Origin of the sequence: Acidipropionibacterium jensenii, assembly GCF_005890135.1 — a bacterium.
Lineage (GTDB): Bacteria > Actinomycetota > Actinomycetes > Propionibacteriales > Propionibacteriaceae > Acidipropionibacterium > Acidipropionibacterium jensenii.
The window spans coordinates 1743592-1759294 of the sequence record NZ_CP040635.1 but is presented as its reverse complement, the minus strand read 5'-3'; the positions used below and the strand labels follow the sequence as shown (position 1 = coordinate 1759294).

The window sequence follows — 15703 nt, the reverse complement described above, 5'->3', positions numbered from 1 at the left end:
GAACGGCGGGGGCGCAGCACTGGATCCATGCCGCCAGTTTTTCACGCCGGTCCCAGAGCTGCGCCGGATCCCTGCCGATCAGTCCTCGGACCGGCCCTGCCGATCAGCCCCAGCCGGCCCGATCTCGCCGCGGTCGGGACCGTCGATCTGTCCGCCGTCGTCCTTGAGACTCACCCCGGAACAGCCCAGCTCCATCGCCCCGCGGGCCAGCCGTGCCAGGGTGGCGGCGGCCAGCCGGTAACTCAGCCCGTCGGGACGGATGTTCGAGACGCAGTTGCGTTCGGAGTCTCGTCGGCCCGGCCGGGGACCATGGGTGAGATAGCCGCCCAGGGAGTCGCTGACCGACAGTCCCGGGCGTTCCCCGATCAGCACGATAACCTCGCCGACCCCCAGCCCGACGCCGATCTCGTCCCCGATGGCCACCCGCGCCTGACTGGCCACCACCAGCGGGGCGAGACGGAACTGCTCCCCCAGCTCGGCGACCAGGGCGCGGGCCACCGGCACCGCGTGGGCCGCCACGGCGGCCGTCGACAGTCCGTCGGCGATGACGATCGCCAGGCTCGGTCGGCCGTCGGACCCGCTGCCCTCAGATCCGCGGCCGGATCCGCTGCCGGTGTCGGCGGGGGCCTGCACCTCGGTCCGGCAGGAGGGGTCCAGACGTCGTCCCAGATCGGGCCGGCGCAGGTACTGGGACCGGTCGGCGGCCATCGAGTGGACCGCCAGGGGGTCTCCCAGCCGGGCCAGTTCGGGAACCTCCCGGATCTGGCGGCACAGCCGGTCGACGTCGAGGGGCAGGTGAATGGCGTCGCGGGCCACCGCGTGCGCCTCCCGCAGCTCCAGCAGGGCCGAGGTGGGCAGCGAGTCGCCGCGGCGGCCCAACCCGACCCGCGAGGGAGTGGCGGCCCGGACGGCCTCGAAGAAGGATGCCGGTGTGATCTGCGAGGTGCGCGTCATGCCGCCAGGCTCCTGTCCGCCAGGGCGGTGATCGCCGCCGGCAGGGCGGTCTCCCGGACCCGCCCGGACTCGTCCAGGAGTCCGACCCGGTCCAGCCAGGAGTCGAACTCGGGAGCCGGGCGCAGGCCCGCCACCCGGCGCGCGGTGAGCACGTCGTGGAAGCTCAGGGACTGGTAGCCGAGCATGATGTCGTCGGTGCCGGGCACGCAGATCACATATCCGGTGCGGGCGGCGACCAGCAGGGTGAGCAGGGTGGACATGTCGTCGGCGTCGGCCTCGGCGTGATTGGTGTAGCAGACGTCGACCCCCATCGGGACGCCGAGCAGCCGGCCGCAGAAGTCGTCCTCGATGCCGGCGCGGATGATCTGGCGCCCGTCGTAGAGGTACTCCGGGCCGATGAACCCGACCACCGTGTTGAGCAGCAGCGGGTTGAACTCCCGGGCCAGCCCGTAGGCCCTGGCCTCCAGGGTCTGCTGGTCCACCGGCACCCCGCCGACCCCGTGGTGGGCGTCGGCCGACAGCGCCGATCCCTGGCCGGTCTCGAAGTACATCACGTTGTCCCCGACGGTGCCGCGGGCCAGCTCGTGGGCGGCCTGGTCGGCCTCCCGCAGCATCTCGATGGTCACCCCGAATCCCTCGTTGGCGGCCTGGGTGCCGGCGATCGACTGGAAGACCAGGTCGACCGGGGCGCCCGCCTCGATGAGGTCGATGGTGGTGGTGACGTGGGTGAGCACGCAGGTCTGGGTGGGGATCTGGGCCCCGGAGCGGATCCCGTCGAGCAGGTCCAGGAGCCGCCGCACGGTGCGGGGGCTGTCGGAGGCCGGGTTGACGCCGACCACGGCGTCCCCCGATCCCATCAGGAGTCCGTCGATGCACACCGCGGCCACCCCGGCCGGGTCGTCGGTCGGGTCGTTGGGCTGGAGCCGGGTGGCCAGGGTTCCTGGCCTCCCGATCGTCGACCGGAAGCCGGTGACCACGGTGATCGCCGAGCTCACCGCGATCATGTCCCCCACGGTCATCAGCTTGCTCACCGCCGCGACCATCTCGGGGGTGAGTCCCCACTTGAGGGCTGCCAGCACTTGGCTCGCATCGGGGCGGGCACAGACCGCCAGCAGCCAGTCGCGGAACTGCCCCACGCTCATCGAGGAGACCGGGGCGAAGGCCTGCGGGTCGTGACCGGCCAGGATGAGCCGGGTGACATCGTCGGTGTCGCGGTCGATGACGTCCTCGGTGAGGAACTGCGTCAGCGGCACCTCGGACAGGGCACGTTGGGCGGCGGCGCGCTCGGCCGCGCTGCCGGCCGCACAGCCGGCCAGTTCGTCACCCGACCGGGCCGGGGTGGCCGCCCCCATCAGGACGGCGAGGCTGTCGAAGGAGTACCGGTGTCCGCCCGCCTGGGCGCTGTACCTCATGAGCGTCGCCCGCTGGGACCGCTACCGACCAGGTCTGTGCATGACATGGTGGTGAGGCTAGAGCGATGGTGTTTCGATCGTCCGCGCGAAGATCAACCGGGTGTTCTGGTCGTGTAAACAGTGTGTTGCGCGGCCCGGAGACCGAGTCACCGGGGAGGACCGCGCGGGGCTCAGGAGGAGCGACCGACGACCTCGTCGCACAGTTCGGCCAGGGCGAGCCGGGCCTGCCCCTCAGGCAGCGCCGCCAGCTCGGCACGGGCGCGATCGGCGCGGGCCCGGATGTCGACCCTCGCCTCGTCCATCACATGGCTGGAGCGCAGCGCCGACAGGGCCTGTGCCAGTGCCTCATCGCTGGACAGGTCGGCGTCCAGCAGATCCTTGACGGGCTGGTCGGCGGGGTCGGTGGAGGCGCGCAGCAGCAGCACGGGCAGCGTCGCGACGCCCTCCCTCAGGTCGATTCCCGGGGTCTTGCCGGTGCGTGTGGAGGTGATGTCGAGCAGGTCGTCGGCCAGCTGGAAGACGATTCCGATCTCCTCGCCGAAGCGCCGCAGCACCGCGAGGGTCTCGGGGGACTGGCCGGAGACCATCCCGCCGAACACCGCCGCGGCGGCGATGAGGGAGCCGGTCTTGTCCGCGACCACGTCGAGATAGTGCTGGAGGGGGTCCTCACCGGCCAGCGATCCTCGGGTCTCGGCGATCTGTCCCTGGACGAGCCGCGCGAAGGTCTGCGCCTGGAGGCGGACGTACTCGGTGCCCAGCCGCGACACCGTCTCCGAGGCGCGGGCGAACAGGAAGTCGCCGACCATGATGGCCACCGAGTTGCCCCAGCGCTGGTTGGCCGACTCCGCGCCACGGCGCAGCGTCGCCTCATCCATCACATCGTCGTGGTAGAGGCTGGCGACGTGGGTGAGTTCCATCACGACCGCGGCCCGCACCAGGTCCTCGTCGCTCACCCGGCCGCCGAGCTGGGAGCAGATCACCACCAGCAGCGGGCGGAACCGCTTGCCGCCGGCGGAGATGATGTGGTTGGCGGCCTCGGTGACGAAGGGCGTGTCGGCACCGGCCTGGCGGGCCAGCTCCTCCTCGACGAGATCGAGTTTTCCGGCGACGAAATCGGTGAACTCGTTGCTGACGGGTTGCGACACGGTGCTCCTGTTCCGACCGGGCGATCCCGGTGTTCCTGCCTGCGGTGGCTCGGCTGTGGGGCCGACCCGCACACTGCGCCATCCAGCCTAACGGCTGGATGGCGCTGGCGCCCACCCGTCCGCGGCGCACCGGCGGTGCGCCCGCGCGGGGGTCGGCTCTCCACTACCGGAGAAATGTACCGGCCTGTTCGAAGACCTCGATGAGCGGCTGCGGGTAGACGCCGAAGAACACGGTGGCCAGGGCGCACACCACCAGGACGATCCAGGACCCGGCGCTGATGGCCGACACCTCCACCGACCTGGCGGCCTCCCCGGGTGCCCGGAAGAACACCACGGCGATCACCCGCAGGTAGAAGAAGGCCGCCACCACGCTGAACAGCACGCCGACCAGGGCCAGCCAGGCGAATCCGCCTCGCCAGCCGGCGCTCAGCACGAGCAGCTTGCCGACGAAGCCGGCGGTCAGCGGGATGCCGGCGAAGCTCAGCATGAACACCGTCACCGCCACCCCGAGCCAGGGGTACCGGCGTCCCAGGCCGGCCCAGGAGGCCAGGTCGTTGGACTCGCCGCCCGACCTGCGCACCATCATGATGATGACGAACATGCCGATCGTCGCCAGGCCGTAGCCGGTGAGGTAGACCATCACCGAGGCGACCGACCCCGAACTGTTCTGCGCCATCCCGGTCTGGACCGTGTAGGCACCGGCGATGGCCACCATGATGAACCCGGCGTGGGCGATCGAGGAGTAGGCCAGCAGCCGCTTGATGTCGGTCTGCACCAGGCCGATGACGCTGCCGAGCAGGATCGTGGCCACCGCCAGCAGCGCGATCAGCGGCTGCCAGTCCCAGCGCATCGCACCCAGGCCCACGTAGAGGACCCGCATCATGCCGATCACGCCGACGATCTTGGTGGCCACCGACATGAAGGCGGTGACCGGGGAGGGAGCACCGGTGTAGACGTCGGGCACCCAGTTGTGGAAGGGCACCGCGCCGATCTTGAACAGCAGCCCGACGCTGACCAGCACCATCCCGGCCAGGGCTACCTTCGAGGATCCCGGCTGGGCGACCATGGCGGCGTCGATGTTGGCCAGCTCGAAGGAGCCGGAGGCGCCGTAGAGCAGGGCCGTGCCGTAGAGGAAGACCGCCGAGGACAGCGCACCGAGCAGGAAGTACTTGAGCGCGGCCTCCTGGGAGATGAGCCGGCGCCGGCGCGCCAGGGCGCACAGCAGGTACAGCGGCAGGGAGAAGATCTCCAGGGCGATGAACATCACGATGAGTTCATTCGACGAGGCGAAGAGCATCATGCCGAGCACCGCGAAGAGCATCAGCGGGTAGACCTCGGTCTGCTCCTGGTGGGCTGCCGCGGCCTCCCTCTCGGCGGCCGACCCGGGAACCGTGGCCGCACTGGCCACGAATGCCGTCTCGGTTCCGCCGGTGCGTTCGGCGAACAGCGCCACCACGCCGATCGAGCAGATCAGCAGCAGGGTCCAGGTGGCATAGCTCGGGGCGTCCAGGGCCAGGGTCTGGCCAGCCGCCAACTGGTAGCTGGCCGCCGTCCAGTTCCCGAGGGTTCCGGCCAGCGCCGCAACCATCGCGACCAGGGTCAGCGCGATCTGGAGGGGACGCCGGGAACCGCGGGGTACGAAGGCCTCCAGCAGCACCGAGACGCAGGCCGCCGCCATCATGATGAACAGCGGGAGCAGGATGCCGTACTCGAGGGTGGGTGCGGTGATGTCGAGCGGAGTGATGTCGAGCGGGGTGGAGATCACTTGAGGCCCTCCTTGACGACGGGCTGCGGATCACTCATGCCCACCTGGGACATGGTGGCTCTGGCCGCCGGTTCGATGGCGTGCAGCATCGGTCGGGGGAAGAACCCGAAGACCAGCAGCACGATGATGAGCGGGGCCAGGACGAGCTTCTCGCGGCCCACCAGATCGGTGATCGGTGGCGCCTCGGGCACCATCTCGGTCGCCGGCTGCGCCTCCGGTCCGGTCATGGTGCGCTTGTAGGCGCGCAGCACGTAGACCGCGGCCAGCACCATGCCGATGGTGGCGATCGCCACGTAGACCGGGTGGCGGGCCCAGGCGCCGGCCATCACCAGGAACTCGCTGGCGAAGCTCGCGGTGCCCGGCAGGCCGAGGGTGGCCAGGCCGGAGACCAGGAACAGTCCGGCGAGCACCGGCGCGCTGTGCTGGATGCCGCCGAAGTCCTTGATCTGGGCGCTGCCGCGCCGGTGCACCAGGAATCCGAGGACCAGGAAGAGCGCCGCGGTGGAGAAGCCGTGGTTGAACATGTAGAAGATCGATCCGGTGATCGACGGGGTGGTCACCGCGAAGATGCCCAGCACCATGAAGCCGAAGTGGCTCACCGAGGTGTAGGACACCAGCCTCATGAGGTCCTTCGAGGTGGCGGCCATCATGGCCCCCCACAGGATCGAGATGACGGCCAGAACCAGCACCACCGGGGTGGCCCAGGCGGCGGCCTGGGGGAACAGCCCCAGGCACAGCCTCAGCATCCCGAAGGTGCCGATCTTGTCGAGGATGCCGACCAGCAGGGTCGAGGCCCCGGGACTGGCCTGCTCGGCGGCGTCCGGCAGCCAGGTGTGCACCGGGACCATCGGCGCCTTCACCGCGAAGGCGATGAAGAACCCGACGAACAGGTACCGGCCGATGGACCCGTCGAAGCTGGTGCGCGCCAGATCGGCCAGCAGGAAGCTGGGCTGACCGGAACCACCGGAGTGGACGCCCAGTCCGATCACGGCGGCCAGCATCACCAGTCCGCCGGCCAGCGAGTAGATCAGGAACTTGATCGCCGCGGCGCGACGCCGGGGACCCCCCCAGCCGCTGATCAGGAAGTACATCGGGATCAGGGTGGCCTCGAAGAAGAGGTAGAAGAGCAGGACGTCGACGCTGACGAAGCAGTAGACGGCCAGCCCCTCCAGGACCAGTGCCAGCCCGAAGAACATCGAGGTGGGCAGCGGCGCGGTGGACTCGGCTCCGGCCTGCACGGCCCGCTCTCCGATGTGCCACTCGGCGCCCAGCACCACCGGCACCAGGGCGACGGTGAGCAGCACCATCGTCATCGACAGCGGATCGGAGCTCAACGCGTACCAGGCGCCGATCGAGGAGATCCACTGGTGCTTCTCGGACATGTCGGTGCCGTTGACGGAGGCCACGAAGGCCACCACGCCCAGCACCAGGACCAGCAGGGAGGCCAGCAGACCGACCGCCTTGGCCAGGCCGCCTCGCAGGAACATCACCAGCACGCCCGCCACGATGGGCAGCAGGGCCAGGACAGTGAGGACAGGGAAACTCATCTCATCTCCTCCCTCAGGCCATCCGGCCGAGGATGACGACCACACCGATGACGACCACGCCGATCGCCGTGGTGAGGCCGTAACTGCGCACATACCCGGTCTGCAGCTTGCGCAGTCCGGTGCCGAGGCCGGCCATCAGGCCGGCGCTGCCCATCGCCGCGCCATCGACCACGTGCCGGTCGACGGCGGCCACACCATGGGCCAGGGCGGTACCGGGCGCGACCACAACAGCGTCGTTGACGGCCCGTCCGTAGAGGTCGTTGCGCCCCATCAGGGCGATCGGGTTGCGGGTCCAGGGCTGTTCGTCCGGGACGTCGCGACGGTTGAGCAGCCAGCCGACCACGATGCCGGCGGCCACCACCACCAGGGTGATGACGCCGATCGCCGAGAGGTGGAACAGACCGGTGTGCTCGACGTGGGAGCCGGTGGCCGGAGCCAGCCAGTCCCCGATCCAGTTGTTCATCACCGCACCGGCCCCGATCGACAGGATCGCCAGGATCACCAGCGGCACCGTCATGGTGGCCGGCGACTCGTGCGGGTGCACCCCCTGGCGCCAACGACGTCGGCCCCCGAAGGTGAGGACCATCAGGCGGGTCATGTAGTAGGCGGTGATGCCGGCTCCGATCAGGGCCAGCACCCCGAACACCGGGCCGCGCTCGAAGGCGGCCTCGATGATGTGGTCCTTCGAGAAGTAGCCCGAGGTGCCCGGAAACCCGATGATCGCCAGGTAGCCGCAGGCGAAGGTCCAGAAGGTGATCGGCATGACCTTCGCCAGGGCGCCGAAGTGGTACATGTCGGTGTCGTCATCGGTACCGTGCATCACCGATCCGGCTCCCAGGAACATGTTGGCCTTGAAGGCGCCGTGGGTGATGAGGTGGAAGATCGCGAAGGCCGCGCCGATCGGGCCGAGCCCGGCGGCCAGCATCATGTAGCCGATCTGGCTCATCGTGGAGCCGGCCAGCACCCGCTTGATGTCCTTCTTCGCCGAGCCGATCCAGGCTCCCATCAGCAGGGTGATGGTGCCGATCACGGCCACCGCCAGGGAGGCGGTGTAGCTCTGGGCGTAGATGGCGTGGGAGCGCACCACCAGGTAGACGCCGGCGGTCACCATGGTGGCCGCGTGGATCAGCGCCGAGACCGGGGTGGGACCCTCCATGGCGTCCATCAGCCAGTCCTGCAGGGGGAACTGGGCGGACTTCCCGCAGGCGGCCAGCAGCAGCATCAGGCCCAGCAGGGTGGCCCAGCCGCCCGACAGGCCCGAGGCCCGCTCGGAGACCTGGACGAAGTTCACGGTGCCGAACTGGGCGAGCATCGTGAAGATCGCCATCGTCAGTCCCAGATCGCCGATCCGGTTCATGATGAAGGCCTTGTTTCCGGCTGCCGCGGCGGCCGGTCGCTGGTACCAGAAGCCGATCAGCAGGTAGGAGCACAGCCCCACTCCCTCCCAGCCGATGAACAGCATGAGGTAGTTGTCGGCGAGCACCAGGGTGAGCATCGAGGCGATGAACAGGTTGAGGTAGCCGAAGAACCTGCGCCGGTTCGGGTCGTGGGCCATGTAGCCCACCGAGTAGATGTGGATGAGAGATCCGACGAAGGTCACCAGCAGCACGAACAGGATCGACAGCTGGTCGATCTGCAGGTTCAGGGTGAGCTTCCAGGAGCCCAGGTCGATGAAGTCGTAGACCGGCACGGAGACGGTGCGCTGGGCGGCGTCCCTGCCGAGCAGGTCGATGAACAGGACCAGTCCGATGACGAAGGACACCACGGGGGCCAGGACCCCGAGCAGGTGGCCCCAGGCGTCGGCGGCACGGCCCAGCACGAGCAGCAGTGCGGCGCTGAGCAGCGGGACGGCGATCATCAGCCAGGACAGGCTGAACAGCCCGGTGGCTGCGACCGGATTCACGGTTTCGAGAAGATTCACGCCAGTGCTCCTCAGTGCTTCAACAGGTTGATGTCGTCGACCGAGGTCGAGCGGCGGGATCGGAAGATCGTGACGATGATCGCCAGACCGACGACCACCTCGGCGGCGGCCACCACCATCACGAAGAACGCGCCGATCTGCCCGTCGAGGGTGCCGTGCACGTGGGAGAAGGTGACCATCGTGAGGTTGACGGCGTTGAGCATCAGCTCCACCGACATGAAGATCACCAGCGCGCTACGCCTGTAGAGGAACCCCAGGACGCCAATCGAGAACAGGATGGCGGACAGCACTAGGTAGTCGTTCGGGTTCATTCCAGTTCTCCTTCGGGCAGCGTCCCGTCGGCCTGGGCCCGGGCGGCGGTGATCGTCGCGAAGGCCCTCTCGGTCGGGGCCCGCAGCTGGCCGGCGTCGACGATGCCGCCGCGGCTGCGCAGCGCCTGGGAGACCGACTCCGGGGCGACCGAGCCGTCGGGCAGCAGGGCCGGCGCTCCAATCTGGTTGTTGCGGGCGTAGACCCCGGAGTTCGGCTGGGCGCCGGGGTGGACGCCGTCGGTGGCATAGGCCTTCATCCGGTCCTCGAACCGTTCCCGCTGGTGCTTCTTGCGGTGCAGCAGTTCGCCGTGGGCCAGCACCATGGTGCCGACCACGCCGGTGATGAGCAGGGCCGCGGTGGCCTCGAAGGGGATCACGTAGCGGCTGAACAGCAGGGCTGCCAGGGAGATGACGTTCGTGCCGTGCTCGGCATTGGCGCTGGTCAGCCCGGCGGCCCCGGTGATCCCGAGCTGGCCGCGGGTCACCGCGCTGCCGACCGCCACCACGAGCATCGCGGCCAGGATCACCGCGGTGATCACCGAGGCGACCCGGTGGCTGCGCAGAGTGTCCGAGACGACGTCGAGGGAGTCGCGCCCGATCATCATCACCACGAAGACGAAGAGCATCAGGATGGCGCCGGTGTAGACGATGATCTGCACCACGAACAGGAAGGGCGCCTGGAGGCTGGCGTACTGGACGGCCAGGCAGATCATCACGACTGCCAGGCACAGGGCCGAGTGCACCGCCTTACGGGTGAGCACCATGGTCAGGGCCGCGATCACCATGATCGGGGCCAGCAGCCAGAAGGCCCACTGGGCGGCTGTCACCATTGCGATCATCAGTGACCCTCCTTGGTGCCGGCTGTCCGGGTGTCCGGCTTTCCGGTCGCCGGCAGCCCGAGGAAGTAGTCCTTCTCGGAGTCTCCGAGACGCCGCGGATGGGGCGGCTGCTCCATCCCGGCCACCAGCGGGGCGAGCAGCTCCGCCTTGGTCCAGATGAGCTTCTCCCGGCTGGTGTCGGCCATCTTGAAGTCATTGGTCATGGTGAGGGCGCGGGTCGGGCAGGCCTCGATGCACATCCCGCACAGGATGCAGCGCAGGTAGTTGATCTGGTAGACGCGGCCGTACCGCTCCCCCGGCGAGTAGCGCTCATCCTCGGTGTTGGCACCGCCCTCGACGTAGATCGCGTCGGCCGGGCAGGCCCAGGCGCACAGCTCGCAGCCGACGCACTTCTCCAGACCGTCGGGCCAGCGGTTGAGCTGGTGACGCCCGTGGAAGCGCGGCGCCATCACCTTCTCCTTGCCCTTCTCCGGGTATCCCTGGGTGAAGGTCTTGCGGAACATCGTCCGGAATGTGATTCCGAACCCGGACCAGGCTCCCATCAGTGGGCTCCCTTCTGAGTGGTGGCCTTCTCGGTACCGGTCGGCCCGGTACCCGTCGACGCAGTACCCGTCGGCCCAGTTCCCATCGACCCCGAGGGGACGCCGTCCGCAGCGGCCACCAGGGTGTCGGCCTGCTGACCGGGAAGCGGAGGCACCGGGTATCCGCCGGCGAAGGCGTCGAACTTCTGGGGTTCGGGCTCCGGCTTCTCGGCCGAACCGCCGAACAGGATGTAGATGATGAGCCCGACCACCACGACGAGCAGTCCGCCGAGGAAGACCGGGTTGCTCATCCAGCCCTGGGCTCCGGCCGCACGCATCACCGCGACGAGCATCACCCAGACCAGCGAGATCGGGATGAGGAACTTCCAGCCGATGTTCATGAAGTGGTCCCAGCGGATCCGGGGCAGGGAGGCCCGCACCCACACGAAGAAGAAGATCACCAGCTGGGTCTTGAGCATGAACCAGAACAGTCCGAACCACCCGCTGTCCAGCACCCCGATGAGGTTGAACGGCCAGGGGGCTCGGTAGCCGCCCAGGAAGAGAGTGGTGCAGACCGCCGAGAGGGTGGCCATGTTGATGTACTCGGCCAGGTAGTACATCGCGTAGGGGAATCCGGAGTACTCGGTGCTGTAGCCCGAGACGAGCTCCTGCTCGGCCTCCGACTCGTCGAAGGGCAGCCGGTTGGACTCGCCGAACATCGTCATCACGTAGATCACGAAGCTCGGCAGCAGGAGCAGCCAGAAGTGTCCGGGGATGTGGGTGTTGTGGCCGAACCAGACCATCGTGCGGGCCTGGGCGTTGACGATGTCGGATGTCGCCATCGACCCCGAGATCATGAAGACGGCGGCCAGGGACAGTCCCATCGCCACCTCGTAGGAGATCATCTGGGCGCTGGCGCGCAGCGAGCCGAGCACCGAGTAGGGGCCGGAGGAGGACCAGCCGGCGAGCACGATGCCGTAGATCCCGATGCCGGCGACCGCGATGATGAACAGCACCGCCACCGGGACATCGGTGATCTGGAGCATGGTGCGCTGCCCGAAGATCGAGACCTCCCCGCCCAGCGGGATCACTGCCCAGGAGGTGAAGCAGCAGATCCCGGCGATCACCGGTGCCAGGTAGAAGACGATCCGGTCGGCCCCCTTGGGGGTGACCATCTCCTTGAAGACCAGCTTGATGCCGTCGCCGACGGCCTGGCCGAGACCGCGGATGAAGGCGGCATTCATGATCGGGCCGAGGCGGTTCTGCATCCGGCCGAGCACCCGGCGCTCGAACCAGACATTGAACAGAGTCCACATCAGCAGCAGCATGAAGACGCCGACCACCTTGATGATGGTGATCCACCAGACGTCGGCGCCGAACAGGGCGCTCTCCAACGGGATCATTCCGCACCTCCCTGTGTCGTGATCGATGAGCTCGCCACCGACAGCTCAACCGGGCTGCCGGGCAACACTCCGAGTGCCTCGTGGATCGGCGGTTCACCGGACCGCGGCCCGACGGGCCCGCTCCAGGGCACCCAGACGGCGCCGTCGATCATGGTCGTGTCGACCGCCAGCGGCAGGGTCACCGATCCGGACGCTGCACTGACCGTCACCGGCGTCCCCTCGCCGGCACCGAGCCGGTCGGCCGCCGCCGGGCAGACCCGGACGACCGCGGGGCGGGCGCTGGCCTGCAGGTCCGTGGCGCCGTCCAGTCCGGCGGACCGGTCGAGCAGCTGCTGCCAGCTGTCCAGCACCGCGGCCGGGGAGCTCCCCGGGGAGTGCGGGCGGCGGGCCGGGGCGGCGGTCGCCTCGGGACCGTCGGCGGTCTCGCCCAGGGCCGGACGCCGTCCGGTCCAGGCGCCGGTCTCGGCCCAGGACTGGTGGGCCTCGACGACCGTGCGCATCCCCAGGTCCGATCCCATCGCGTCGGCCAGTGCGGCCAGCACCCGGATCTCGTTCATCGGGGTGGCGGCCTGGGTGTTGACCACCCGGACCCGGCCCGGCCGGTGCTCCCAGTCCAGGAAGGTCCCGGAGGTCTCCTCGAGCAGGCACACCGGCAGGACCACGTCGGCCCGCTCGGTGACCTCGGAGGCGCGCTGCTCCAGGCTCACCAGGAAGCCGACCTTCTCGAGGGCCTCCCGGACCTCCGACGGGTCGGCGAAGTCGCGGGGCTGGACGCCGGAGACCATCAGGGCCCCGATCGCCGGCTCCGCCTCGAGCTCCTCGCCCTGGGGCTGCAGCACTGCGGCGAGCATCTGCTGGGCATCCAGGCCGATGGTGGCGGGCAGTGTCCGGGCGGACCAGATGGCCCCCATCTCGACCCTGGCCACCGGATCGGTGACCGGCCGGCCACCGGGCAGCAGGCCCGGCAGACAACCGGCCTCCACGGCCCCGACCTCACCGGCGCGGCGAGGCACCCAGGCGAGCCGGGCGCCGCTGACCCGCACCGCGTCGACCACCGCGGTGAGAGCCCCGGGGCTGGCCGCAGCGCGCTCGCCGACCAGCACGATGGTGTGCTCGTCGACCGCACCGCCCTCGACCAGCCGCACCAGGGCGGCGTCCTCGTCGCCGGGCAGGCAGGGCTCCAGGGTGGCGCCCATCTTGAGTGAGCCGCGGGTGAGATGACTGCCGATCACGGTGACCGGGAGTTTCCTGGCGCGCCACGCCTTGCGCAGCCGCAGGAAGATGATCGGCGCCTCGTCCTCGGGCTCCAGATCGACCAGCACGACGCGGCCGGCCCGCTCCAGATCCCGGTAGCTCACCGACTCGGCGAGATCCCGACCGGCCACCTGGGAGGCCAGGAAGTCCGCCTCCTCGGCCGAGGAGACCCGGGAGCGGAAGTCGATGTTGTTGGTGCCCAGCACCAGTCGGGCGAACTTCGACCAGGCCAGGTTGGCCTCCACGGTGAGCCGTCCGCCGGTGAGCACGCCGACCCGGTGGCCGGCGGCCCGCAGCCCGGCGACCGCCGCATCCAGGGCCTCGGCCCAGGAGGCCGGCTGCAGGACGCCGTCGCGGCGCACCAGCGGCCGGGTGATCCGGTCGTCCTGATGGCCGTAGCGGAAGCCGAACCGGCCCTTGTCGCAGTTCCACTCCTCGTTGACCTCGGGCAGGTCGCCGGCCAGCCGGCGCTTGACCCGATACTGGCGGTGGTCGGTGCGCAGCTCACACCCGGCGGCGCAGTGCTCGCAGGTGGTGCGGGTGGAGACCAGGTCGAAGGGCCGCGAGTGGAACCGGTAGTCCTTGCTGGTCAGGGCTCCGACCGGGCAGATCTGGATGACATTGCCCGAGAAGTAGGAGTCGTAGCCGTCCTTGACGTAGTCGCCGATCTGGGAGGCGGCGCCACGCTCCTGGAGGTTGATGAAGGGGTCCCCGGAGATCTGGTCGGAGAACCGGGTGCACCGCTGGCACAGCACGCAGCGCTCGCGGTCCAGCAGGATCTGCGCCGAGATGCTGATCGGCTTGGGGTAGGTCCGCTTGACGCCCTTGTAGCGGGACTCTCCGCGACCATCGGCGATCGCCTGGTTCTGCAGCGGGCACTCGCCGCCCTTGTCGCAGATCGGGCAGTCCAGCGGATGGTTGATGAGCAGGAGTTCCAGCATCCCCTCCTGGGCGTTGCGGGCCAGCTCGGAGGAGACCTGGGTGCGCACCACCATGCCCTCGGCCACCGGCATCGTGCAGGAGGGCTGGGGCTTGGGGAAGCCGCGTCCGTTGCCGGCGTCGGGGATCTCGACCAGGCACTGCCGACAGGCCCCGGCGGGGTCGAGCAGGGGGTGGTCGCAGAACCGCGGGATGGCGGTGCCGATCTGCTCGGCGGCCCGGATGATGAGGGTGCCCTTGGGCACGCTCACCGTCCGCCCGTCGATGGTGAGGGTGACCAGGTCGGGCCGGGCCACCTCTGCCGAGTCGCTCTTGGTGTCGACGCTCATGCCTTCACTCCCACCCTGGAGTCGAGTCCGCTGTCCGCGAGGTCCTCATCGTTGAACACCGTGCTGCGCTCGTAGGGCAGCAGCTGCCATGCGGGGATCCCCCGGCAGCCGGCCTCGAACTCATCGCGGAAGTTCTTCACCGCACCGTTGACGCAGCCGACGGCGCCGTCCGCCAGGGTGCAGAAGGATCGCCCGCCGATCCGGTGGTTGATGTCGAGCAGCTTGTCGACGTCACCGGGCTCCCCCTCGCCCTGCTCGATCTTGCGCAGCATCTGCACCATCCACCAGGTGCCCTCCCGGCAGGGGGTGCACTTGCCGCAGGACTCGTGCTTGTAGAACTCCATCCAGCGCAGCACGGTGCGCACCACCGAGGTGGTCTCGTCGAAGCACTGCAGGGCCTTGGTGCCCAGGATCGATCCGGCCCCGGCCACCGACTCGTAGTCCAGCGGGACGTCGATCTCGGCGGCGCTGAACATCGGCGTCGAGGATCCTCCCGGGGTGAAGAACTTCAGCTGGTGACCGGCGCGCATCCCGCCGCTGATGTCGAGCAGCTGGTGCAGGGTGATGCCCAGCGGGGCCTCGTACTGCCCCGGGTTGGCGACATGCCCCGACAGCGAGTAGAGGGTGAACCCGGCCGACTTCTCGGTGCCCATCGACTGGAACCAGTCCTTGCCGTGGGCCACGATGGCCGGCACCGAGGAGATCGTCTCGGCGTTGTTGACCACCGTCGGGCTGGCGTACAGGCCGGCCACCGCGGGGAACGGCGGACGCAGTCGGGGTTGGCCCCGGCGTCCCTCCAGGGAGTCGAGCAGGGCCGTCTCCTCGCCGCAGATGTAGGCGCCGGCACCGGCGTGCACGATGATGTCCAGGTCGTAGCCGGAGCCCAGGATGTTGGCCCCCAGGTATCCGGCGGAGTAGGCCTCGCGGACCGCCTGCTGGAGGCGTCGGATGATGTGCAGCACCTCGCCGCGCACGTAGAGGAAGGCCATCTTGGCGTGCACCGCGTAGGAGGCGATGATCGCCCCCTCCACCAGGGTGTGGGGGGAGGCCATCAGCAGCGGCATGTCCTTGCAGGTGCCCGGCTCCGACTCGTCGCAGTTGACCACCAGGTAGGTCGGGTTGGGGTTGTCCTTGGGGATGAAGGACCACTTGAGGCCGGCCGGGAAGCCGGCTCCGCCGCGTCCCCTCAGGCCGGCGTCCTTCACCAGCGAGATGACCTCGTCGGGGGCCATCGACAGGGCGGTGCGCAGCGCCCCGTAGCCGCCGCGGCGCTCGTAGTTGAGGATCTTCCAGGCGCGCGGGTCGTCCCAGTTCGCCGACAGGACCGGGGTCAGTGGTGCGCTGCCCTTGGACATCTCGAGGC

General features: G+C 69.3%; 12 protein-coding genes. All 12 read right to left on the bottom strand.

From position 1 onward, the window contains the following. Positions 1–78 precede the first annotated feature (78 nt). Complete coding sequence (gene eutC, locus FEZ32_RS07745) at positions 79–954, bottom strand: ethanolamine ammonia-lyase subunit EutC (protein WP_138680361.1); 876 nt, start codon at positions 952–954, stop codon at positions 79–81. Continuing rightward, a complete protein-coding gene (gene eutB, locus FEZ32_RS07740) occupies positions 951–2366 on the bottom strand; it encodes an ethanolamine ammonia-lyase subunit EutB (protein ID WP_138680360.1) in 1416 nt (471 codons plus the stop codon). The genes eutC and eutB overlap by 4 nt, the downstream gene beginning before the upstream one ends. Before the next feature lie 170 nt (positions 2367–2536). Next, positions 2537–3511, bottom strand: a complete 975-nt coding sequence (locus FEZ32_RS07735; protein ID WP_138680359.1) for a polyprenyl synthetase family protein — start codon at positions 3509–3511, stop codon at positions 2537–2539. A 163-nt stretch (positions 3512–3674) separates the two neighbouring features. Continuing rightward, positions 3675–5192 carry an NADH-quinone oxidoreductase subunit NuoN gene (gene nuoN, locus FEZ32_RS07730; RefSeq protein ID WP_232021324.1) on the bottom strand — a complete coding sequence of 506 codons (1518 nt, stop codon included), beginning with the start codon at positions 5190–5192 and terminating at the stop codon, positions 3675–3677. Between the two features lie 80 nt (positions 5193–5272). Then, positions 5273–6823: an NADH-quinone oxidoreductase subunit M gene (locus tag FEZ32_RS07725; protein ID WP_028702649.1), complete on the bottom strand. Its 1551-nt coding sequence runs from the start codon at positions 6821–6823 to the stop codon at positions 5273–5275. A 13-nt stretch (positions 6824–6836) separates the two neighbouring features. Beyond that, on the bottom strand, positions 6837–8681 hold the full coding sequence (gene nuoL / locus FEZ32_RS07720) for an NADH-quinone oxidoreductase subunit L (protein ID WP_138680893.1): 1845 nt from the start codon (positions 8679–8681) through the stop codon (positions 6837–6839). A gap of 74 nt (positions 8682–8755) precedes the next feature. After that, positions 8756–9055 carry an NADH-quinone oxidoreductase subunit NuoK gene (gene nuoK, locus FEZ32_RS07715; RefSeq protein ID WP_028702651.1) on the bottom strand — a complete coding sequence of 100 codons (300 nt, stop codon included), beginning with the start codon at positions 9053–9055 and terminating at the stop codon, positions 8756–8758. Next, positions 9052–9894, bottom strand: a complete 843-nt coding sequence (locus tag FEZ32_RS07710; RefSeq protein WP_138680358.1) for an NADH-quinone oxidoreductase subunit J — start codon at positions 9892–9894, stop codon at positions 9052–9054. The genes nuoK and FEZ32_RS07710 overlap by 4 nt, the downstream gene beginning before the upstream one ends. Further along, complete coding sequence (nuoI, locus tag FEZ32_RS07705; protein ID WP_028702653.1) at positions 9894–10436, bottom strand: NADH-quinone oxidoreductase subunit NuoI; 543 nt, start codon at positions 10434–10436, stop codon at positions 9894–9896. The genes FEZ32_RS07710 and nuoI overlap by 1 nt, the downstream gene beginning before the upstream one ends. Further along, positions 10436–11818 (bottom strand): NADH-quinone oxidoreductase subunit NuoH, encoded by a 1383-nt coding sequence (gene nuoH / locus FEZ32_RS07700; RefSeq protein ID WP_028702654.1) that lies wholly within the window; start codon positions 11816–11818, stop codon positions 10436–10438. Before nuoH ends, nuoI begins: the two co-directional genes overlap by 1 nt. Continuing rightward, positions 11815–14340 carry an NADH-quinone oxidoreductase subunit G gene (locus FEZ32_RS07695; protein ID WP_138680357.1) on the bottom strand — a complete coding sequence of 842 codons (2526 nt, stop codon included), beginning with the start codon at positions 14338–14340 and terminating at the stop codon, positions 11815–11817. The genes nuoH and FEZ32_RS07695 overlap by 4 nt, the downstream gene beginning before the upstream one ends. Continuing rightward, positions 14337–15695: an NADH-quinone oxidoreductase subunit NuoF gene (gene nuoF, locus FEZ32_RS07690; protein ID WP_051238189.1), complete on the bottom strand. Its 1359-nt coding sequence runs from the start codon at positions 15693–15695 to the stop codon at positions 14337–14339. Before nuoF ends, FEZ32_RS07695 begins: the two co-directional genes overlap by 4 nt. Between the last annotated feature and the right edge of the window lie 8 nt (positions 15696–15703).

Excerpts from the sequence above, each read along its gene's own strand:
- eutC (WP_138680361.1), bottom strand. The coding sequence starts at position 954 with ATGACGCGCACCTCGCAGATCACACCGGCATCCTTCTTCGAGGCCGTC.
- nuoL (WP_138680893.1), bottom strand. The coding sequence starts at position 8,681 with ATGATCGCCGTCCCGCTGCTCAGCGCCGCACTGCTGCTCGTGCTGGGC.
- nuoN (WP_232021324.1), bottom strand. The coding sequence starts at position 5,192 with ATGATGGCGGCGGCCTGCGTCTCGGTGCTGCTGGAGGCCTTCGTACCC.
- nuoI (WP_028702653.1), bottom strand. The coding sequence starts at position 10,436 with ATGGGAGCCTGGTCCGGGTTCGGAATCACATTCCGGACGATGTTCCGC.
- nuoK (WP_028702651.1), bottom strand. The coding sequence starts at position 9,055 with ATGAACCCGAACGACTACCTAGTGCTGTCCGCCATCCTGTTCTCGATT.
- FEZ32_RS07695 (WP_138680357.1), bottom strand. The coding sequence starts at position 14,340 with ATGAGCGTCGACACCAAGAGCGACTCGGCAGAGGTGGCCCGGCCCGAC.
- nuoF (WP_051238189.1), bottom strand. The coding sequence starts at position 15,695 with ATGTCCAAGGGCAGCGCACCACTGACCCCGGTCCTGTCGGCGAACTGG.
- eutB (WP_138680360.1), bottom strand. The coding sequence starts at position 2,366 with ATGAGGTACAGCGCCCAGGCGGGCGGACACCGGTACTCCTTCGACAGC.
- FEZ32_RS07725 (WP_028702649.1), bottom strand. The coding sequence starts at position 6,823 with ATGAGTTTCCCTGTCCTCACTGTCCTGGCCCTGCTGCCCATCGTGGCG.
- nuoH (WP_028702654.1), bottom strand. The coding sequence starts at position 11,818 with ATGATCCCGTTGGAGAGCGCCCTGTTCGGCGCCGACGTCTGGTGGATC.
- FEZ32_RS07710 (WP_138680358.1), bottom strand. The coding sequence starts at position 9,894 with ATGATCGCAATGGTGACAGCCGCCCAGTGGGCCTTCTGGCTGCTGGCC.